This is a genomic window from Kitasatospora sp. NPDC058190 (assembly GCF_042883685.1).
GTDB lineage: Bacteria > Actinomycetota > Actinomycetes > Streptomycetales > Streptomycetaceae > Kitasatospora.
Window position 1 is genome coordinate 1 of the sequence record NZ_JBHVVI010000065.1, and the last position, 20,182, is coordinate 20,182.

Sequence of the window (20,182 nt, forward strand, 5' to 3'; positions counted from 1 at the left end):
CAATCCTCCCCCCCGCCCCCCCCGCCCACCCCCCCCCCCCCCCCTCCGCGCCGCGGGGGGGGGGTCCGCGCGGGGCGCCCCCGCCCCGCCCCCCCACCCTCGCGGCGCATCAGGCGAAGCCTCGGGCGTGGCCGCGCTCGACGCAGAACTCGTTGCCCTCGGGGTCGAACACAGGTCACACCGCCGTTGCCTGGCCGACAACGCGGTCCCCGCCAGGCAGATCGCCGATAGGCTGCTGAGATGATCATGTCCACGGCCATTGAGCGGGTCGTCCACGACGCGGAACAGCAACTTGCGGACGGGACCCGGGACCTCGCCGCCAATGACTCAGCCCTGGCCCGGGCAACCGCCGCCGCCCTGGGCGATGCCATCTGCCCCGCCTGTCACGGCCAGGACGGCAGCGAGCAGACCGACCCCAGGCGGCCCCGCCCCAGGTTGCTGTCCATCGTGCTCTGAGTGTGCCCCGGCCGGCCAGCTGGGCTTGTTCTGTGGCAGGTGTCGGCGTACACCCCAACGTGCACCGGTGGGTACAGTGCGAAACGCACCGCTTTCACCGGGCATCACGCAGCGATCGAAGGATCGCCCTGGCTCTGGGCCATCGACAGCAGCAGTGAGGCCGGTGGTGTCGAAGGTCTCGGTCCAGCCGCCGGCGGGCATCTGCGCGGGCGTCAGGAAACCCTCCTTCTTCCGCCGGCCTTGCGGACGAAGCGCCTTGATCACGGCCTGCTCGGCCTCACGGGCCTCCCTGCTGGTGGCGAACGGCAGCTTGGCGAGACGGGCAGCCTCATTGGTGGCGACGAGGTAGTAATCGCCCAGCCGCGCCGTGGCCTCGGTGCGCCGGTCGGTACGTCACCAGGGGCAGCCGCCGCTCACCCGGCCGCTATCACCAAGCGCGCTCGCATGAAGTAGGCCTCTATGGCGCTGCTGAGAACAGCCCCCGGAGGATGCGGTGTGTGCTTTCCCAACGCATCTGCCATCGTTGCGCACCATCGCCCGTGCGCCTCGAAGACCACTTCGGCCGCGTCGCGGAGCAACTGATCTTCAAGGATTTGGATCCTGCCGAGGTTGTCGTACTCGTGCCTGCGGGCGATCCCAGCGCACTGGTCGTAGATAGTGATGGCGTGATGGCGGTCTGGTCGTTGGCATCACCAGCTAGCTAGCTCATGACCTGGCGCAGCGTGGCGGGGTCGAGGTGGTGGGTGAGGTCGCGGACGGCCTGGTGGTCGTCGTCGGTCAGCGCGTGGAGGCCAGCGCGGTCGAGGGCGGTGTAGAGCGGCTGGGCGGCGGCGCCGGCGAGGCGGCGGTGGGCGGCGTCGGTGGTCTGGCGGGCCTGGTAGGCAGTCCCGAACCATGGACGCCGCCCAGCAGCCGGTCAGGCCCGGCTGTTCTACCGCCGGGCCGAGGAGATCCTCCGCGGAGGGGACCCGGCTGCCGGCCAGCCCCTCGCCGCCCCCAACGTCGACTTCATTGACACGGCGCCCCTCGGATCCTGGATCCAGGCCCGTTGATCAGCCGTCACCGATCACCCGAACGCCGCTCCGGCCGCCCGCGCCTGTCACGCGCGGTCGATCATTAACCCACAGTCAGTATCCATGACCCGAGGGAGACCCCCAGATGAGTGCCGACAAGCGCGCAGCCTTCGACAAGATCGACACCGATGGAGACGGATTCATCACCGCCGACGAATTCAAGGCATCTCTCCAGAGCGCCAGCGGGAAGGTCTCGGACGAGAACGCCCAGATGATCGTGCGGATGGCCGACGAGAACGGCGACCAGAAGATCGACTTCGACGAGTACGCCAAGTTCGCCCGCTGAGTCGGCACACGAGGGCGGCCCCGGTCTCATCGGACCGTGGCTGCCCTTCGCGCTGCTACGTACCACCGGTTGCCGCTGTGGTCGCGCCGGCGGCCGCGATGCCGACCACCGCAGCACACCGGGCAACACCTGAGCCGGTGTCGCCGTACGCTCTGACGCTTTCTCCGTTGGGCTCGGGGAGGACGTCACGCCGTACAGCGGCGAGGTGCAGCATGCAGCGCCGCTGGCACGGGGGTGAGCGGGGTCGTCGGGCACCGGCCCGGCTGGGGCGACCTCGTGCGCCCACCACGCCTGCCCCATCCCAGAGAGAATGCCGTGGTGAGCCGCCTGCGCGGTCTGACCGCCCTCATCCCCACCGCCCCGGCCACCACCTCCTGGAAGAGCGGTGGGATGAGGGGAGAGCGCTCCGACCGCTGGGTCCGGAGCACCCCTTCAAGGACGGGAGACCACCGTGATCGTTCGCATCATGGGCGAGGGCCGGATCAAGCCGGCCGATTCCCACTTCGCCGCGCTGAACAAGCTCGACGAAGAGCTGCTGGCAGAGATGGAGGCCGGCGACGAAGAAGGCTTCAGGAGGAGCCTCGGCGCCCTCCTGGACGCCGTCCGCCGCCTGGGCGAGCCCCTCCCCGACGACGGCCCTGGAACCCTCCGAGCCGATCCTGCCCGGGCCCGACGCGACCATGGACGAGGTCCGCGACATGCTCAGCGACGACGGCCTCATCCCCGGCTGACCCCCGCTCCCCGGTCCACCGTGGGAACCGGGGAGCCTCACACCCGCCCGAGTCGCGACTCAGCGTCGAGGGAGACCTCGTGGCGCACGGCGCGCTGCATGCCAACAAGGACATCAACGTCAGCGACGGCGGTACCACGAAGTTCACCACGGTCGGCGCCAACGGCCTCCGCGTGACCAAAGACCTCACCGCCGAGGGCAACCTTTACGCCAGGAAGGGCGTCAAGAAGTAGCCGCGCGTACGGTTGGCCGCGTAGGTCACAGCCGACGCCACCGCGAGGTGGGCCGGCCTTTCCGTACGGCGGGCCGGCTGACCGGGCTCCGATCCGCCGGCGGCGCGCCGCCGGCCTTGAGGGCGGGATCTGTTCGGTGCCGCGCAACGCGAGTGCCGCGGTGCGGATGCGCTCCAGCCAACTCATGACCTGGCCCAGCGTGGCAGGGTCGAGGTCGGGGGCGTGCTCAGGGACGTACTCGGAAGCCGCGCCCCCGAACGCTACGCCCGCAGGTGCCGCAGGACCGAGGCGCAGGCCCGGGCGATGGCGTCGCGGACCTCGTCGACGTGGTCGAGCACCTCGAAGCCGTGGCGCCCGTTCGGGACGTCGATCAGCTCCAGCTCCGCCTTGTGCTCCTCCGCCGCCGCCACGAACTCCGCAACGGCCGCCGCGATGGCCTCCGCCTCCAGCCCGGCCCGGGTCAGCACGATCGGCAGCCGGCCCGCCCCGGCGACCGCCTCGACCGGGTGGAAGCGCTCGTCGACGGCCTCCCAGCCGGGCAGCGGCGCGAGTATCGGATAGCTCGCGGCCAGGCAGCGCAGCCACGCGGGCGGGTTGGCCAGCCAGTCGGTGGTCAGCAGGCCGCCACCGGAGAAGAACCAGAGCGCGATCCGGTCGCCGTCCACCCGGGGGTGGGCGCGCAGTGCGTCGACGGCCGCGGCGATCTCCTCGGCGGCCTGCGGGTAGGCGTGCAGGCCGTACAGCCGGTGCTCGACGGTCGCGCCGATGACGCCGAGGCCCGCCGCGTACTTGCCGTAGCCGATGTATGTCGGCCAGTCGCGCGGGGTGGGCCGGACGTCTTCGGAGACCGGACCGCCGTGGACGAACAGGATCGCCGGCAGCGGGTCCGCGAAGGCCTCCGCGGAGTCTCCCGGGAAGTAGAGGTCGAGGTTGTCGATCCGCTCGCGCGGGCAGTCCGGCAGCGGGCGCTCGGGCAGGTCCAGGACGTGCGGCCGCGCGAAGGGGGGCTCCTCGGCAGCGGGCAGCGGGGCGATCCGGTGTCCCTCGCCGGCGGCGGCCCGGATCAGGATGCCGGCCAGGTCCGCCGGGCGGGAGAGCATCGGCCAGTGGCCGGTGTCGAGGTCGAAGAAGCCCACCCGGGGGTCGGTCAGCGGCTCGAACTGCGGCAGGCCCGAGCCGACCATGGCCTCCACGCCGGCGATGCTGATGCCGCCGGCGGTGCAGAAGATCCCGGAGGTCGGCACGGCGGTGTACGCCCCGGTGAGCCGCAGCGGCTCGGTGAGGGTGGCGACGGGCTGCGGGGTGGCCTCGGCGGTCAGCCGGTCCAGCGCCCCGGCAGAGAGGCCCACGATGCTGCCCCAGCGGTGCCAGTCGCCGCGGCCGGGGGCCGGGAGAAGGCCGTCCGCGGGGGTGCGGGCCGGGTCGAGCAGGAGCTCGCGGGCCGTCTGGTCCGGCACCAGCTGGACGGCCCGGTCGCCGTCCTTCACCAGGCCGGCGTCCAGGTAGACGATCCGGGTGATCCGCTCTGCCCGCCGGTCGGCGGCGCCGAGCACCGGGTGGATGCCGTAGTCGTGGCCGACCAGGACGAGCTCGGGGTCGTTCGCCGCGTCGATCAGGCGGAGGACGTCCTCGATGTGCGTCTCCAGCCCGGCTCCGGCCTCGGCGGCGAGGTTCGCCTCGTACACCTCGGCGCCCGTCTCCCGGAGGCGGGCACTCACGTCCCGCCAGATCCAGGCGCGGGTGAAGTGACCTGATACCAGCACAAATGCAGTCATGATTGCCTCCTACGACATGTGTGATCGCCCGCCCGACCCCCGTCCGGCCGGGCACACGGGTACCGTAGGAACTCCCCCTGAGGGAGGTTCAAGCCGTGCCACCAGCCGTTCTGCTGAGCATCGGTGAGCTCGCGGAGCACGCGGGCGTCACCGTCAAGACCGTCCGCTTCTACTCCGACCGCGGCCTGCTGCCCGAAGTCGGCCGCAGCTCCGGCGGCCACCGCCGGTACGGGCCCGAGGCGCTCGACCGGCTGCGACTGATCCGGTCCCTGCGCACGCTCGACCTGCCCGTCCCGGAGGTCGGCCGGCTGCTGGAGCAGGACGAGGTGCTCGGGGACGCCCTGAAGGACGCGGTGGCCCGGCAGTTGAGCGACCTCGGCTCCCAGCTCACCGCCCTGCGCTGGCGCGAGGCCGCCCTGCGGCTGCTGCACGACTGCCCGCCCGAGGAGCGCGCCGACCGGCTCACCCTGATCGGCGGGTTGTCCACCCCGCCCGACACCACCGCGCTGGCCCGGTTCTGGCGCCGCGCGCTGCCGCCCCGGATGTCCGCCAAACTGGTCGCCGCGATCGTCGACGCCGCCGTCCCGCAGCCGCCGGCCGACCCGGCGCCCGCCCAGGTGCTGGCCTTCGCCCGGCTGCACGCGCTCGCCGGCCGCGGCTGCTCCGGCGGCAGCCACTCCCCCACCGGCAAGACCGCCTGCCCGAACGAACTCGCCCGCACCGACAGCGAGTACCGGCCCACCGTGCTCTACCAGGGCCTCGCCGAGGCGTACGACCTCGCCTCGACGGAGCTGCGCGCCGGGCGGGACCCGTACGACAGCGCCGCGCTCGACAGCTTCGTCGCCGCCCACGCCGCGTCCCGCTCCACCCGGGACACCCCGGCGTTCCGCCGGCGGCTGCGGATCATGCTCACCGTCACCGACGATCCGGTGATCGCCCGCTACTGGGAGCTCGCCGGCGAGCTCACGGCGGACGACGAGCCCACCCTCGGCAGTGCGCACGAGTGGCTACGGACCGCGTTGAACGGGCAGTTGGCGGCGGCGGCCTGAAACGCGCAAGGCCCCGGCCGCGCGAAGCAGCCAGGGCCGTACGGGAGTTGGGAAATCAGCCGACCATCGGCGCCAACTCGGGCTCGTCGGCCGGGGCTTCGGCGGGCTTGGCCGGACCGCGCATCAGCACCAGGGTGAGCGCCGCCGCGGGCACCGCCACCCCGTCCGCTGTGAAGGTGACGAACCTTTCAGGGTGGATTGAGTCCCATCTGATCCTGCTGGTCTCACCGGACCCGTGATGGTCGTTCCATGAACCCGCCCGGCGCCCGCCGGGTCGGTCCGGCCGACCCCACCCCGCGAGCCGCGCTGTCAGGCACCGACGTGCATACTTACCGGACGATCAGTAGGACGTAGAGGTGATGACGCGGTGAAACTGGCTGAAGCGCTCGCCCAGCGCGCGGCTGCGGTGCGGCGGGTGGAGCAGTTGCGGGCGCGCGTCGTCGGCAGCGCCCGCTACCAGGAGGGCGAGGAACCGGCCGAGAACGCGGCGGAGGTCCTGGCCCAGGCCGGAGAAGTGCTGGACGAGTTGGAGCGGCTGATCCGTCAGATCAACCGGACCAACTCCACCGCGCTCATCGAGGGCGGCGGCACCCTTACCGACGCCCTCGCCCGCCGGGACGTCCTGCGGCTGCGCCACTCGGTGACCACCGCGGCAGCCGACGCCGCCTCCGGACGCGACCAGCGCGGATCCGTACGGCAGTTGCGGTCCGAGCTCAGGATCCTCTCCGCCCTCCCGGTCGCCGAGCTCCACGCCCAGGCGGACCTCCTGGCCAAGGAAATCCGCGAGGTGGACACCCTGATCCAGCGCACCAACTGGGAGATCGACCTGATCGAGGACTGACCCCACAAGCTGGGTGCGGGAAGCAGGTAGTCGTCACGGAGGCGTGCACACACCGCGGGTCGGCGGTTTATCCGGCCCCTGGCGCGTGAAGAGCAACGCAGGGGTTCGATTCCTCACCAACAGTGCAGCTCAGCATCGCGTACAGGTGACAGAGCACACCACACAGCTCACCACCACGTGCAGATCCGGACGACGAGGGCGGGAACGGGGCGCCCCACACCCGGTGCGAGGGCCGTGCACACCACCACGGCCCTCGCATCCACTCCATCCCAGGGCCACTCAAGAAGCGTCATCCGGAGCCGTCGTGGCGCTCTTGCGCCGGACGGCGCTCCAGGGCGCCGACCTGGGCGGTCGATCTTCAGCGACACAAACCGCGCAGTGGTCAAGGTTCAGTGGCACACGGTCAAGGTCCGGTGGCACAGGACAGGCGGTCAGCGAGCACGAGGCCGGCGGACCGAGCAGCGGCCGGTGCAACACGCCCAGCCGGGCCCCTCCGGGCCACATAGCGCCTGATCGGCCCCGCGTCGCACCCCGGTGCAACACCACGGAACTGGGCACGCGTCTCGCGCGAGGGCCCGCCACGATCGCCGTCGGCTCGGCCCGCCGGCCTTCTCCCCCGTCAGCCGGCTGCGCGAACCGCCGCCGCCCGCCGCCTGATCCGCCAGGCATCCGGACCACCCGGTCGACCGGCCCCGTCGAGGGAAGGGCCGGTCAACCCTGGTGGCAGCTCGGCGCCCAATCACAGTCCCGCTCCCGACGAGCGGGTTCATGGCGGCGCCGTCCATCGCCCGCGCGATGCCGACGTCCGCGACCGCGGGCCACGGCATCCCGGTCGACGTCCCGCCCGGGCCGCCGTTGGCGTCAGTTCCTCAAGGCGGCGGCCGTGACGATGGCCTTGAGCTGCTCCAAGGAGAGCGCCGGCGTCCCCGGCCGGAACGTGTATCCGTTCTCGCCGTTCCATTCGTTGAGCGTGACACTACGGCCGTCCGGGTAGTAGACCGCGGCCATCCAGTGCAGGACCGGGTTCACGGCGGTCTTGCCGTTGCCGAAGCTGTTGACGACGACGAGCGTGCCGTCGGCCAGCTCCTCCCGCGCCTCCAGAGGGGCCTTGGGGCTCTGTTCGGCGTACTTCTTGTCCTCAAGCCCACGCGGGCCGGCCGGTTCGACGCGGAGCGAGAGCATGCTGGTGCGGCCCTCGAACGCGACCGTCAGGCTGCCGTGCTGCCCGTCCTGCCCGGACGGTTCGGCACCCGGGGGAAGCAATGCGGCCAGTGCCGCGACCAGGTCCGTCGGCGCCGGGGTGGAGGCGGCGGGCGACGGGGTGGCGGTGACCGGCTCCGGTCCGTTCCCCTCCGGCTTCCCCGGTGCCTTCGGGTTCGCCGGTGCCTTCGGGTTCGCCGGTGCGTTCGGGTTCGCCGGCAGCGCGTCGACGACCCGCTCCCACGCGGGCGAGGTCACCAGCGCGCCCAGCTGCCCGGCGTCCAGCGGCGGCGTCGGCCGGTTGGGGGTGGCCGGCTGGCCGTTGTGCTCGATGACCTGAACCACGGTGCCGTCCGGCGCCGCGGAGGTCGCCCGCCACTCACGCTGGTCGGCGACGTTCCTGTCCCGCAACTTGTCGATCACCAGCACGGAACCGTCCGAACGGACGGTGCGGTCGCAGGAGTCCTGCGGCGTGTTGAACGGATCCATGCAGACCGCGGCCGCGTCGGGCTTCTGCGAGCCGCGCTCCACGCGGTACGAGATGAGACTCTGCCCCTTGCCGTCGTCGTAGAGCAGCACACCGAAGGTCTCGTGCTTGTTCCCCGGCGGTCCCGGGACGCCGGGCGTTTCCGCGACCTGTACCTTCACCGAGCCGGGCGGCAGCAGCCCGGTCACCAGCCGCACCACCTCCTCGGCGGTCATCGGCCGCACCAGCTCCCAGCCCGCCGGCCCGGAGGCGTCCGCCCCCGTACCGCCCGCGAGTACCCCCGCGCCCCCGGCCACCAGCACTGCCGCCGCCACGCTCCCGGCCATCACGGCCCGCCGCCGGTTCCGCCGCCGGCGCCCGGCCCGCTCGGAGCCGGCCGCCAGCGTGGACAGCACCGCCTCGGGCGCAAGGGCGGCCGCGCCGCGCAGAGCCCGCGCGAACTCGCCCTCGAAGTCGCCGTCAGTTGCCATGGCGCAGCACCGCCTTCTCCTCGGCCGTTCCGGTCTCGAACTTGTCCCGCATCCGGGCCAGCGCCCGGCTGCTCCGCGAGCGCACGGCAGTACTGCTCAGCCGCATCACGGCCGCCGTCTCCTCCACGCTTCGGTCCTCCCAGAACCGCAGCACCAGCACCGCCCGGTCCTGCGCCGGCAGCTCCCCGAGCGCGCGCAGCAGCGTCAGCCGCAGCGCCGGGTCGGGGTCGTCGACGGCGACGTCCGGCAGCACGTCGGTGACCCGCTCGGTGCTGCTGCGCCGGCGGCGGTGCGAGAGGAAGGTGTTGACCAGGACGGTCTGCGCGTAGCCGCTCGGGTTGTCGAGCCGCGAAATCTTCCGCCACTTCACGAAGACCCTGCCGAGCGCCTCCTGCACGAGATCCTCGGCAAGGTACGCGTCACCTCCGGTGAGGAGGAAGGCGGTGCGCAGCAGGTGCCGCCCGCGGGAGGCCACGAAGGCCGGGAAGGCCGGGAAGTCGGGCGGCCCCGGCTCGGGCGCCGGTATCCCCGCCCTCGATGTTTGCTCCATGCCCTTCTAACGCGACCGGCCTGCGATCTTGTGGCAGTGGTTCGGAAACGCCATGCCGTCGATACCGCCCTGGCGAATACGCGACACATCAACATGCGAGCCCACAAGTCCCCGCGGCCGAACGAGACGGGCCGAGACGACGGAGCGCGGCGAGCAGGTCCGTACGCAGCGGCCTGTCCTCTGCCTCCCGAAGGAGCAGGTCGTGCAGGCGTTCCTGCCCGCACGACCGGGACGGCGCCGCCTCCGCCGTGGTGTCACCAGCCAAGGCCATCACCACCACCACCACCGGCTGACCGCTCGGAGACCGGTGGGGGCCCGGCCGAGGCCCGGGCGCCCCCCCCGCCCCTCCGCAGGGCCGGCGGCGACAACAGCGGGGGTGCCGACCGTGGCCCGCGCCGCCGGTCGCCAGGGTGAGCCCGTCCTGTGCGCAGGCCGCCACGCCGTGGGGCCGCCGCGGGGGGCCCCCGGCCCGCGGCCGGGGCCCCCACCGCGCCGATCCGCAGGACCGGCGGCTACTCCTGCGAGGTTCCGGACAGTGCCCGGTGCCGGTGCTCGCTGGGGGAGAGCCCGTACGCGGACTTGAAGGCGCGGCAGAACTCCGGGGCCCGGGGAATGCCACAGCGGGCGGCGACGACGTGGACCGGCACGGCGCACAGCGCGGGGTCGGCCAGCTCGCGGTGAGCCTTCTTCAGTCGTTGGCCGCGGATCCAGGCGGCGACGGTCTCCCCCTGCGACTCCTGGGTGAAGAGGCGGTGCAGGTAGCTGACGGAGATGTGGTGGGCGGCGGCGACCTCGGACGGGGTCAGACCAATGTCGTGGAGGTTGTGCCGGATAAACGACCGGACGTTCTCCACCAGGGCCCGCCGCCGGGCATCCGGCGACAGTGTGTGCTCGGCGTCGAGCTCGCGGGCCATCCACGCCGCCACCAGGTCGACCAGGACCACCCCGATCCGGGATGCCTCGGCGGGCCGCAGCACAGCGGCCTGTCGGTGCAGGCCGCGCAGGAACTCCAGGAGCAGTGCACCGGCGCCATTGCGCCCGAGAAGCCCCTGGCCCAGCAGACCGCGCACCTGACGCCGGGGAATCGACAGCATCGCCGCCGGGACGTCGATGCCCACGCCTTCGACCCGGGGTTCCGCCGGGCCGGTGGCGCGGGCGCTGGTGGCGCGGGCTTCATACGGATGTGAGCTGTCGGCCAGGAATATGTCGCCGGGCCCGTAGACCTCGGTCCGGTCGGTGCAGTGCCTCATCGCCATGGTGCCGCTGAGCATCAATGTCAGGTGGACCAACTCCGGATCCGACTGCCGTACCATGCGCTCGGTCCGCCGGAACCGTGCGGACGGGAACGACGTCCCCAGCAGGACCACCGGCCCCAGCTCCGAACGCTGCATCTGTGCGGCGAAGTTGCCGGCGTGAGCGCTGCTCATCTCGCAGTCCCGCGTCCTTGTGATCGCCTCCCGCCAGTAATCGAATCCGCCCTCCGCGGGCATACCATCGGCGTGCAGCGCGCCCTCCGTCCCCATGGACATCTCCGCCCCTCCGTGTCCGATTCCTTGCCGAACCGGCGAGGCCTCCCCGACGACATCATGAGGTTCTCATGGTGACCTGGCCAAGTGGGAGTTCGGACACGACACGGGCGGTCCAGGCCCGGCCACCGTCCGCAGAGTCGGTGTCGGGTGTCCAGCCGGTCCTGCCGGCGCTCGCGCAGGAGTTCCGGGAACGATCGCAGCGCCTGAACGTACGCGCGGCGGGTCCCCGGCGCGCGGCCCGCCGCGACCAGGGCACGGCCCATCGCGTCCGCCTCGTCCGGTCCGATCTCCCACACCGGGCGGGCGGTCTGCGAAGCAGGACCTGCCGCAGACGGGTCCGTCCCCGCCAAGCCACTGTCCGCCAACGGCGGATGACGCACCACCACAGTCTGGACCCCCTACTCCCCGGTCGCCGGTTCAGGTGTCACCTGAAAACCGACCATCACCAGACGGATCAGCGAGCCGCCGAAGGAACGGCAGCGCCACCGGAACCCGAATCCCGCAACCCACACCGTTCCCGGGAGGGCCACTGGGCCTCGTCGCAGACCAGGACGTGGAAGGAGCGGGCGAGGGCGTCTTTGAGGACGGTGTCGAACTCGATCGGCCGTGCGGGGGCTCACCTGGCAGGGCCAAGGCGCGGAACAGTTGCCGCTTCAGCAATCGCCACGTCCTCGACCGTGTAGGAGACGTGGAACAGCCGACCGATCAGTGTCTTGATCCGCGCGAGCGTCCATCGTTGATCGGCCCACCCGTGGGCCAGCGGACCGCGTTCCAACTCCCGCTCCAGCCTGGCGACCTGGCTCTCGCCGAGCCGGGACCGCCCCGGAGAGCCCTTCGATAGCACCCCGGCCTGGCCGCACTCGCCCCGGGCCCGACGCCACCGCTCCACCGACCGCTCGCTCACCCGCAGCGAGGCAGCGACCTCCGCGTTCTTCTGCCCGACCTGGAAGCGATCCACGGCCTGCGGTCGTAACCGCTCCCGTGCGGCCCGCCCCGAAAACGAGACTGCCGCCTCGGGAACTTCCGAGGCGGCAGTCGGCTATGCAATTGTCGGTGGACTCACCAGCTGAATTTCGACCACTCGATGCAGGAGGGTCGCTGCCCTCCGGAGAGGACGAACTCCTTGACGGCCGAGCGCACAAGGTCGACGGGAATTTCCGATCCGTCCGGAAACACCGTCTTCTGCATCATCGAGTAGTAATCGGGTTCGGGCCTGGCGTCAGGAGATCCAGTGCTCGCGTAATTCCCGCTCTCGTCCATGAAGGACACGACTCCGACGCCGAGGTCCCTGTTCACGCCGACGAGGAACTGGTGGTCGGGATAACCCGCCCAGGTGAGCTCTCGTTCCAACGAGTGGATCTCGGCGAGGTTGTGGTCCTCGGGGCCGGCCAGCAGCTCGTCGACAAGGTGATCGACGTCTTCAGCGGACGTCATGGCCACCGGCTGCTCGCTGTGCTCCCGCGTGTACTGGGCTTGAGCCCGAGCCCGAGCTGTCATCCCGGCAACCCTCCGAATGGCGTCATCTGCCAATTTCCGTCCTTGTCCGGCCAATGTACCTCAAGCCTCTTGTTCGGCCCAACCAGTAGGTTCATTACATCCTGGCAGCCGAGCTTGTTGGGGCACGGGCCGCCCGGGTAGTTGATTACCAGTTCGGCCCTGTCGATTCCCTTGGTGTGCATGAGGGCGGCGAATTTCTGCTCGACGTCGCTCGCCCGCCAGGAAGTCGAGGTTCCCGGCAGCCGGCCGGCCTCCCGGAGTTGCTTGTTGACCCAGTCGATCAGCTCGGCGTCCTTCACGGTGTCGCCACTGACGAGCTCGAACTTCAGGCCGGTATCCGACTTGCCGACACCGAGAGTGCCGACCTTCGAGTCGAACGACGAAAGAGCCGACTTGGCCGCTTCCATGTCCGGATCGCGGCACGTCTTGTTGTGGACGAGCACAGCATTGGAGCCCGCCAGCACGTAGTACGTGTGGACGTTGCGGACCGTCAGGTTGTAGGCAGCCTGGAGGTCCTTCCGGTGCTCGACACCGGTGACCGTCGCGGCGGACCCGTTCGGGGTGCGCAGCTGGTCGCCGACGGTGAGATCGCCGGCGTCGACCCACTGGCGCTGCTTCCCGGACCAGAACGGGTGGTGATCGGTTGCGGTCAGGTTCCCGCTACCGTTGTCGCCCTCGATGTCCAGGTCGGTGAAGTCGACGTCGTCAGGCGTGTAGATGACGGCGTCGACCTTTTGGCCCGCGCTCTGCCCTGTGAGCGGGTCAGTGGCGAGGACCTCGTCACCGACCCTGATGGTCTCGATGGGCTTGTGACTGCCGTCGCCCATGAGGACCGGGGTGCCGGCCGGGAAGCTGTTGGGCAGGGGGCACGTCGGAGGGATCCGAGTGACCAGCTTCTTGATGAACTCGGCGGCCTTCTCGCCCCAGGAGCCGAACTTCTTGGCCCACTGGGCGAGCTTGGCGACGGCCGCGCCGTCACCGATGAAGGGGATCGCGCCGATGCAGGAGGTGACGGCCTCTGCGGTGCGGCCTTCGACGGCGTAGTAGGCGCAGTTGACCAGGTCGGCGATGTCGGCGAGGCCGGGGGCGATGACCCCGCCGGCGCCTCCGATGATGTCGAGGGTGAGGTGGACGCTCTCGGAGAAGAGGTGGTAGAGGGCGTTGACGGTGTCGCTGTCCTCCTTCTGCTTCTTGATCTCCTCCTCGATCGCCGCGACCGCATCCTGCTTCTGCTTGGCTGCCTGTTCGTCTGCGGCCTGTTGCGTCGCATCGTGCAGCTTGCGGAGCTCTTCCGCCTTCTTGCGGTCCTCTTCGAGCTTGGCGAGCCTGGCCTGTTCCTCGGCGGCCAGCTTGGTCTCGTAGTCGGTGTGGGCGTCGTCGGCGGCGGCCTGGGCGGCAGTGGCGTCCTGGCCCGCTGCTACTGCGGAGGCTCGGGCGGCGTTCGCGTACTCGGCGGCGTTGGACGCGGCCCACCTGGCCAGTCCTGCGGACTGCGACGCCCGCTTGGCGGAGTACGTCGCCGAGGCCGCGTCGTGCTTGGCCGAGCTTGCGGCGGCGTTGGCGCTCTTGGCGGACTGGGCGGCCTTGATGGCGCTGGCCTGGGCGGCGTCGGCGGCGGCCTGAGCCTTGGTGACCTGGTCGGCGGCGGTGTTGGCGGACTGCTGGGCATTGCCCGCGTAGCCTGCGGCCTCGTTGGCGGCGCCGCGGGCGAGGGCGGCGACGCGCTGGGCCTCGGCGGCGTTCTTCTGGGCGGTGGCCGCGGCCGCAGTGGCCTGGACGATGAGGCCGGTGACGTCCGCGACGTGGACGGCGGTCAGCCGGTCCTTCTGCTGGGCGGTGAACTGGCCCTCGGCGACGAAGGCGCGCAGCTTGAGGATGGGGCCTTCGAGGGCGATCCGTGCGGCGGCCTTGAGCTCGGGCTCGGTGTCGGCGGCATCGGCCAGCCGGGTTGCGGTGAGCCGGTCGTCCGCGGCCTGCGCGTCGGTGAGGCCCTTGTCGAGGAAGTCCCGCAGCGCCTCGGGGGTGTTGGTGCGCAGCGCGGTGTCGCCGGCGGCCTTGACGGCGGGGCCGGCCTTGTCGAGGAGGCGGGTGATCGTCAGCCGGTTGTCCGGCGCCGCGGCCTCGTACTGACCGCTGCTCAGGAACGCGCCGACCTTCGCCGCATCGCCCTGGAGGGCGGTGTAGGCGGCGGCCCGGACGGCCTGGTTCTCCACGTCCGTGTAGATCTGCGTGGCGCGCTCACGCGCGTCGTGCTCCTCGGCGGCCTGGCGCCCGGTCTTGAGGTAGGAGAAGACTGCGAGGTCGTCACCGGTCAGGGCGGCTTCGGCAGCTGCTTCTCCCCAGGATCCGGAGATCTTGCGGGAGAGGAGAGCGAGTTTGCGGCCGTCGGTGGCGACCTGCTGGGGGGTGGCGCCGGGCTGGTTGACGGCCTGGGCCAGGCGGTCGGCCTCGCTGCGGGCCTTCTGGACCTCCTGGCGGGCCTGCTCGGTTTCGGCCTGCTTGTCGGTTTCCTCGGCGCGGGCCTTGCGCGCGGTCTCGACGGCGGCCGCTGTGCGGTTGGTCAGGTCCTCCGCCTCGGTGCGGCGGGCCAGGTCCTGGACGGCGTTGGCCTTGTCGACGGCGGTCTGCGCATCGGTGGCGAAGCCTGAGGCGGCGTTGGCGTGGTCGGTGGACTCCTGCGCGGCGTTGGCGCTCTGCCCGGCGTGGTCGGCCGCGTCCCGGGCGGCCTGCGCCGCCGCGCTCGCGTGCTCGGCCGCGGAGGCCAGCAGCGCCTTCGCGGCATCGGCCTGACCGGCGGCCTCCTCGGCCAGCTTCTGCGAAGCCGTCGCTGCGCGCCCGGCCTCGGCGGCCTGACGACGCGTCGCCTCCGCCGCGCGCTTGGCCTTCGCGGACTGCCCGCCCGCGCTGTCGGCATACGCGCCGGCCTGGTCGGCCGAACCTGCCGCGGCGTCCGCGTTGCCCCTGGCACTGAGCGCGGCTCCGGCGGCCTCCTTGCTGCTCGCGGCGGCCTTGTTCGCCTCCACCAGGGTGGCCTGCGCATCCGAGGCGATCTTCGCCGCCGCGTCAGCAGCATCGGCCGCGACCCGCGCCTCGTGCGCCTTGCTGGCATCACCCGCGGCAGCGGCAGCCGCCGTTCGGGCGTTGGCGGCGGCCCGCTGCGCGGCGGCCGCAGCGTTCGACGCCGCGTAGGCTGCGGCCCGAGCGGAGGCGTTGGCCGACCGCGCCGCGCTGATCGCGGTCTGCGCGGCCTCCCCGGCCCGCTCCGCCGCCGTGGCGGCGTTGTTCGCCGAGGTCTTCGCCACCACCACCGACGGCCCGGTCGCCGACACCTACTACACCCCGGGCATGACCGGCTGGAGCGACTGGGCGAACATCGGCGGCCGGCAGTTCAACGCCACCCCCGGTGCCGTCCACAACCCAGCCACCGGCGCGATCGAGCTGTTCGCGGTCGAGCGCAACGGCACCATGTATCACGCCTACTGGTTCAACGATGGCAAGCCCTGGAGCGACTGGCTGCCCCTGGGCGGGGCCACCTTCACCGGCAGCAGCCCGAGCCTGGTCTACAACCCGTCCACGAAGACCGCCGAGGTCTTCGCCACCACCACCGACGGCCCGGTCGCCCACACCTACTACACCCCGGGCATGACCGGCTGGAGCGACTGGTCGGCTATCAACGGCGACTACCGGTTCGCCAGCGCCCCCAGCGCCGTCTACAACCCGGCCACCGACGCCATCGAACTCTTCGCCACCGGCCGCGACACCTCCCTCTACCACGCCTACTGGTTCAACAACGGCAAGCCGTGGAGCGCCTGGGAAGCCCTCGGCAGCACGAAGTTCGCCGCCGGCCGGATCCCCGCCGCGCTGTTCAGCCCCTCCTCCAACACCGTGGACCTCTTCACCGCCGGCACCAACGGCGCCGTGAACCACACCTCCTACAAGCCCGGCATGACCGGCTGGACCCCCCTGGACACCCTGCCCGGCACCACCCTGCCCACCAGCTGATTGACAACGCAGTACCTGGGGGCGGGGGCGGCAACCGCCCCCGCCCCCAGGACGCACCGTGCCGCAAGCCACGACGTGGCCCACCGGCTCTGCGAGTGCCGAATAGTCATCCGCGCTGGTCATGCGGCATGTTGGTACTCGTGGAGTGTGCCGCCGAGTCGGTCTCGTCGGAGGACCTCCAGCTGTGTGACGTGCCCTGGCGGGTTGATCGGTTCAGGTAGCAAGCGCGGGAGCGCGGCCTGCATCAGCGCTCGGTGTGGCCGGTGCCCGTTGTAGTGGGCCTCGAACTCACGGAGCGCGTGGAGGAGGTGACGCTGGCTCCAGATCAAGGTGCGGTCCAGGAGCTCCCTGCGGCAGGCCTGTATCCAGCGCTCCATCAGGGAGCTTAGGTGTGCAGGTTGCGGCATGGCGCCGCTTGAGCAGGTCGCGGTGCCACCGCAGGACCGTGTCCGGGCGGACCAGCAACACAAGACGCCGCAGCCTGTCGGCGGGGAGGTGGTGGAGCAGCCCCGCGAGGACCGCGCGGTCCGTGTCAGTGAACACCGGCTTCGCGGCCTGGCGCTGCAAAACCAGCAATTGGTGCCGCAGCGCCAGGATCTCGATGTCCTTCTCCCGGCTGCCCATCGGCAGCAGCCGCAGCGGCGCGAAGGTGTTGGTCATGGCGAGGTAGGCCAGGCGCAGCAGCACAACGGATCATCATGCCGCTGATGCCCGTGTAGACGAAGGCCCTGCGCGAGCACGAGCATGGCCGCAGAGCGGCGATCAAGACTGCGACCTGGGCAGATGATTTATCGGCACCCGCAGTGTCGGTGTGGGGTCCGGGGAGCCGGCTCACGGTTCGGCGCTGGGTGTTCCGGTCCCACGGGCCGACGCGGCACTCGCCGATACCGGCCTGCAGGGCGTCCCAGAGCGGGCCGTGCCGCCCGCAGGCGCCTCCCGGCACGGCGCGTGCGAGCATGCGGCGGCCCAGACAGGGGCGCAGCCCGCGATCAGCGCTGTGCGGACTTCGTCGAAGCGACTGGTCGCGAGGGCGTTGAGGGCCTCGTTGATGCTCGTCGTGTCTGTCCGGAGGTGGTCGAGGGGCGGGAGGAGGAGGGCGGGCAGGGCTTTGGCGGCGGCGCGGTCGGCGGCCATCGGGTAGATCGTCGTGGTGTGGCTGAGGGGGTCGAGGTGTGGGTTCGTCGCCGCGGTCAGGAGTGTGCCGACAGCCCATCGCAGGTCTCGATCAGGGTGCCGCCGACGAGGAGGTCGGCGTCGGTGGTGATGTCGATGCCGACGAACATCACGCCGCCCGCGCAGTGGGCGGGGTCGGTGGTGGCCCGCAGTGCCTGGAGGGCGCCGGTGGCGGCGTGGTCGAGCTGGGCGCTGACGTCGTCGACCAGGTCGCGGTGGGACAGGCGGAGGAGGCGATCGAGGGCGAAGGTCTTGGGGGCGTCGACGGCGGCCAGGAACAGCGGGGTGTAGGTGAAGCCGAAGGGGTTGCGGGCAGCGACCTGGTACCAGGCCGCGCCGAGCAGGAGCCGTGCGAGGTCATGTTCCTCCTCCCAGGGGCGATCCATCGGCAGGTCCCGGTTGTCCAGGTCCAGGAGCGGCTCGTCGGCGGCTTTGACGTCATCGGGCTGCACACCCACTCGGCCACCGTGAACGCGTTCAGCGCCCTCGGGGTCCCGCTGCGCCCGCTCAGCCACGACGCGGTGGTTTTCGCCGAGCACGGCCTCCCGAGCTTCGGCGCCACCGCCAACCCCCTCCACACCCAGGAACTCGGCAAGGCCCTCGCCGCCGACCTCGGCCCCGCCCGGGCCTGCCTGATGCCGCAACACGGCCTGCTCACGGCGGGCCGGGACATCGCGCACGCCGTCACGTACGCCGTCCGGCTGGAACGGGCGTGCGCCGTCCAGCTGACCGCCCGGGCGGCCGGTCTCGTGCGGCACTGGACCGACCACAAGGAGTCCCTGGAGAAGGACGCGCTCGCCTGGAAGCCCAGCCAGATCGAGGCCGGCTGGCACTACTGGGTACGGCGCGCGACGCGGTTCTGAGCAGCGGCCCCTCGTCCAAAGGCGAACGAGGGGCCACATATGCCCGACTACGCCGCGGGCTCGGACGTCGCCGTCGCCGTACGCCAGGTGGCGATGACGTCGGCCGCCTTGGTCTCGAAGTCCGGGTCGCGCCAGGCGCCCGGCATGCCGATCACCGCCGGCAGCTTGAAGTCGCCGTGCTCCCGGTGGGTGACCCGCACGACGTCCCCGGAATCGGGGCGGTTGCGGTTCTTCCCGACCTCGACGTTGGTGATGTCCGCCCAGGCGAACCGCTTGCGGGAGCCCAGCGCCCCGGTCCACCAGATCTCGCGCTCGTCGAAGCTCACGCTGCTGAAGGCGCCCCTCACCTGGAGGAGTCCACCGATGATCAGGAGAACGCCGAAAGCCATGACGGCGGCAGTCCGGACGTTCATCGGGAAGAGCGAACCGCGGTACAGAAGGTAGGCACCACCGGCCAGGTAGAGCGTCGAGAAGATCCACTGGCGGCGTATCTGTGCCGGATGGAGACGGTAAGTCACGTGTTTCACCAGCGGATCTTGGCAGGTCGGGCGCATCTGAGGAAGCGTCACCGTCGACCCCTGTCCGTCTCACTCCCCCGAGCGGATCGGCTCCCCAGTACGGTGCAGGTGGGCGAGGATCTCGCGGTACGAGCGGAACAGGCTGACCTCGTAGTACGGGATGCCCTTCTCCGCGCAGAACGCGCGGGTGATCCGCGCTGCCCGTCCGAGCGCGGGCGTCGGCCTGCTGGGGAAGAGGTGGTACTCCACCTGGTCGTTGAGGCCGCCCATCACGGCGTCGACGACCAACCCACCGCGAACGTTGCGCGAGGTGGGCACCTGGCGGCGCAGGAAGTCGAGCCGCAGCTCCGGGGTCGCCATCAGCATGCCCTTGTGGTTCGGGGCGAAGACGCAGCCCGGGTAGACACCGAGCAGCGCCTGGTGCACGGCGAGGAAGGCCGCCGCCTTGCCTGGTACACCGCGGGTTCTCGCACAACCCGCCGCAGCGGAGCAGCACCGCCCAGACCGCCGAGTCGATGCGCACCGGACGATCCGACCCCTTGCGCCGCTGCCGGGCGCCAGCCACCCCCGACCCGACCCGGCACATACAGGGCTCTCAACCAGAACTGCGGAAATCCCCACCACTTCTCACGCGACCTGCAAGTTCTCAACCAACCACCAAAACCAGCAGGTCACACCACCCTGACACCCAGCCACAACACCCCCGCAGAACCGGCCCCACCCCGAAAACAACTCCCACCACAACCCGGCCCTTCTCAACCAACCCACCAACCCCCAGCCCGAAAACAAGGCTCCTCAGCCGATCACCGACCCGCCACAATCATCCTGGACGCGAACATACTCAAGGGCATCTCACTTCGAGGCCCGGTCGCAGAGCTGCTTCGAACGATCCGAGCCTCCGGCGTTGAGAGCGTCACTGCCCCCTGGATCGCCGTGGAGGAGCTGGCAGCTCAGCAAGCGCTGCGGTACGAGGAGAAGTACCAGGCCGCCCTTAGCGCCGTGGAGGACTTGGCCAAGGCGACCTCATGGGGTTCGGTGCTCCGCTCGGTGAGGGCCGATCCAGAGCGCGTGCGGGAGCACTGGCGCGAGCGGTACTCGGAGGTCGCTGCCACTCTTGAAACCAGTGTGCAGGCCTACCAGGAGGCGATGTTCCGTGAGGCGAACCTTCTCGCCCCTTGCAAGTCGGTGAACAGCGGCAAGGACAAGACCGGCGCCCGTGGTGCCACGATCTGGCTGACCGCCGTGAATTTCGCCAGACAGAGCCCCGACGAGACCGTGTACTTCGTCAGCAACAACACGCGCGACTTTGTGACGGCTCTTCCTTCCCGCACCCCATGAACGAAGACCTCGAAGGCATGGAGCATCGTTTCGTGCTCTTCACCTCCCTGGACGACGTCGTCACCAAGTTCGCGACAGGGGTCACTGCCGACGAAGGAGAGGTGCAGGCTCT

17 protein-coding genes and 3 pseudogenes are annotated in these 20,182 nt (G+C 71.0%); 9 read left to right on the forward strand and 11 right to left on the reverse strand.

Going from position 1 to position 20,182, the window contains the following annotated elements; all coding sequences use genetic code 11:
- Positions 1-240 precede the first annotated feature (240 nt).
- The 4 genes and pseudogenes from ACFVWU_RS26745 to ACFVWU_RS26760 all read left to right on the forward strand — a co-directional run bounded on the left by ACFVWU_RS26745 (position 241) and on the right by ACFVWU_RS26760 (position 2,778).
- Complete coding sequence (locus tag ACFVWU_RS26745) at positions 241-456, forward strand: hypothetical protein (protein WP_387625594.1); 216 nt, start codon at positions 241-243, stop codon at positions 454-456.
- Between the two features lie 1,158 nt (positions 457-1,614).
- On the forward strand, positions 1,615-1,815 hold the full coding sequence (locus ACFVWU_RS26750; RefSeq protein ID WP_387625596.1) for an EF-hand domain-containing protein: 201 nt from the start codon (positions 1,615-1,617) through the stop codon (positions 1,813-1,815).
- Positions 1,816-2,266: 451 nt separating this feature from the next.
- Positions 2,267-2,546, forward strand: a pseudogene (locus tag ACFVWU_RS26755) (hypothetical protein).
- Positions 2,547-2,625: 79 nt separating this feature from the next.
- Positions 2,626-2,778, forward strand: a complete 153-nt coding sequence (locus tag ACFVWU_RS26760; RefSeq protein ID WP_387625597.1) for a hypothetical protein — start codon at positions 2,626-2,628, stop codon at positions 2,776-2,778.
- Between the two features lie 260 nt (positions 2,779-3,038).
- On the opposite strand, the gene ACFVWU_RS26765 is transcribed toward ACFVWU_RS26760, so the two are convergent.
- Positions 3,039-4,553 carry an alpha/beta hydrolase gene (locus ACFVWU_RS26765; RefSeq protein ID WP_387625599.1) on the reverse strand — a complete coding sequence of 505 codons (1,515 nt, stop codon included), beginning with the start codon at positions 4,551-4,553 and terminating at the stop codon, positions 3,039-3,041.
- Positions 4,554-4,648: 95 nt separating this feature from the next.
- On the opposite strand from ACFVWU_RS26765, the gene ACFVWU_RS26770 reads away from it, so the two are divergent.
- A complete protein-coding gene (locus ACFVWU_RS26770; protein ID WP_387625601.1) occupies positions 4,649-5,602 on the forward strand; it encodes a MerR family transcriptional regulator in 954 nt (317 codons plus the stop codon).
- Positions 5,603-5,969: 367 nt separating this feature from the next.
- Positions 5,970-6,443 (forward strand): DIP1984 family protein, encoded by a 474-nt coding sequence (locus ACFVWU_RS26775; protein WP_387625603.1) that lies wholly within the window; start codon positions 5,970-5,972, stop codon positions 6,441-6,443.
- Between the two features lie 861 nt (positions 6,444-7,304).
- Here ACFVWU_RS26775 and ACFVWU_RS26780 read toward each other — a convergent pair.
- From ACFVWU_RS26780 to ACFVWU_RS26805, 6 genes are all read right to left on the reverse strand, one after another.
- Positions 7,305-8,600, reverse strand: a complete 1,296-nt coding sequence (locus tag ACFVWU_RS26780) for a hypothetical protein (protein WP_387625605.1) — start codon at positions 8,598-8,600, stop codon at positions 7,305-7,307.
- Positions 8,590-9,150, reverse strand: coding sequence for a SigE family RNA polymerase sigma factor (locus tag ACFVWU_RS26785; RefSeq protein ID WP_387625607.1), 561 nt, complete (start codon positions 9,148-9,150; stop codon positions 8,590-8,592). The genes ACFVWU_RS26780 and ACFVWU_RS26785 overlap by 11 nt, the downstream gene beginning before the upstream one ends.
- A 512-nt stretch (positions 9,151-9,662) precedes the next feature.
- Entirely contained in the window at positions 9,663-10,577 is a 915-nt protein-coding gene (locus ACFVWU_RS26790) for an AraC family transcriptional regulator (protein ID WP_387625609.1), read from the reverse strand.
- A gap of 718 nt (positions 10,578-11,295) precedes the next feature.
- A complete protein-coding gene (locus ACFVWU_RS26795) occupies positions 11,296-11,637 on the reverse strand; it encodes a hypothetical protein (RefSeq protein ID WP_387625611.1) in 342 nt (113 codons plus the stop codon).
- Positions 11,638-11,738: 101 nt separating this feature from the next.
- Entirely contained in the window at positions 11,739-12,209 is a 471-nt protein-coding gene (locus ACFVWU_RS26800; RefSeq protein ID WP_387625613.1) for an Imm1 family immunity protein, read from the reverse strand.
- The gene (locus ACFVWU_RS26805) at positions 12,173-15,505 is read right to left on the reverse strand and encodes a polymorphic toxin-type HINT domain-containing protein (protein WP_387625615.1); all 3,333 of its coding nucleotides are present in this window, start codon (positions 15,503-15,505) and stop codon (positions 12,173-12,175) included. The genes ACFVWU_RS26800 and ACFVWU_RS26805 overlap by 37 nt, the downstream gene beginning before the upstream one ends.
- On the opposite strand from ACFVWU_RS26805, the gene ACFVWU_RS26810 reads away from it, so the two are divergent.
- The gene (locus ACFVWU_RS26810) at positions 15,447-16,178 is read left to right on the forward strand and encodes a hypothetical protein (RefSeq protein WP_387625617.1); all 732 of its coding nucleotides are present in this window, start codon (positions 15,447-15,449) and stop codon (positions 16,176-16,178) included. The genes ACFVWU_RS26805 and ACFVWU_RS26810 overlap by 59 nt on opposite strands.
- 119 nt (positions 16,179-16,297) lie before the next feature.
- Here the strand turns inward: ACFVWU_RS26810 and ACFVWU_RS26815 are convergent.
- Positions 16,298-16,865: pseudogene (locus tag ACFVWU_RS26815) on the reverse strand (integrase core domain-containing protein).
- A gap of 503 nt (positions 16,866-17,368) precedes the next feature.
- Positions 17,369-17,809: a hypothetical protein gene (locus tag ACFVWU_RS26820; protein ID WP_387625618.1), complete on the reverse strand. Its 441-nt coding sequence runs from the start codon at positions 17,807-17,809 to the stop codon at positions 17,369-17,371.
- A 9-nt stretch (positions 17,810-17,818) separates the two neighbouring features.
- Here ACFVWU_RS26820 and ACFVWU_RS26825 point away from each other — a divergent pair, with 9 nt between their 5' ends.
- Positions 17,819-18,214, forward strand: a complete 396-nt coding sequence (locus tag ACFVWU_RS26825; RefSeq protein ID WP_387625620.1) for a class II aldolase/adducin family protein — start codon at positions 17,819-17,821, stop codon at positions 18,212-18,214.
- A 47-nt stretch (positions 18,215-18,261) separates the two neighbouring features.
- Here ACFVWU_RS26825 and ACFVWU_RS26830 read toward each other — a convergent pair whose 3' ends face one another.
- Positions 18,262-18,732, reverse strand: a complete 471-nt coding sequence (locus ACFVWU_RS26830) for a DUF308 domain-containing protein (RefSeq protein ID WP_387625622.1) — start codon at positions 18,730-18,732, stop codon at positions 18,262-18,264.
- Between the two features lie 69 nt (positions 18,733-18,801).
- Positions 18,802-19,185, reverse strand: a pseudogene (locus ACFVWU_RS26835) (fatty acid desaturase family protein); the annotation flags it as partial.
- Here ACFVWU_RS26835 and ACFVWU_RS26840 point away from each other — a divergent pair.
- Complete coding sequence (locus tag ACFVWU_RS26840) at positions 19,153-20,070, forward strand: PIN domain-containing protein (RefSeq protein ID WP_387625624.1); 918 nt, start codon at positions 19,153-19,155, stop codon at positions 20,068-20,070. The pseudogene ACFVWU_RS26835 and the gene ACFVWU_RS26840 overlap by 33 nt on opposite strands.
- Positions 20,071-20,182 lie beyond the last annotated feature (112 nt).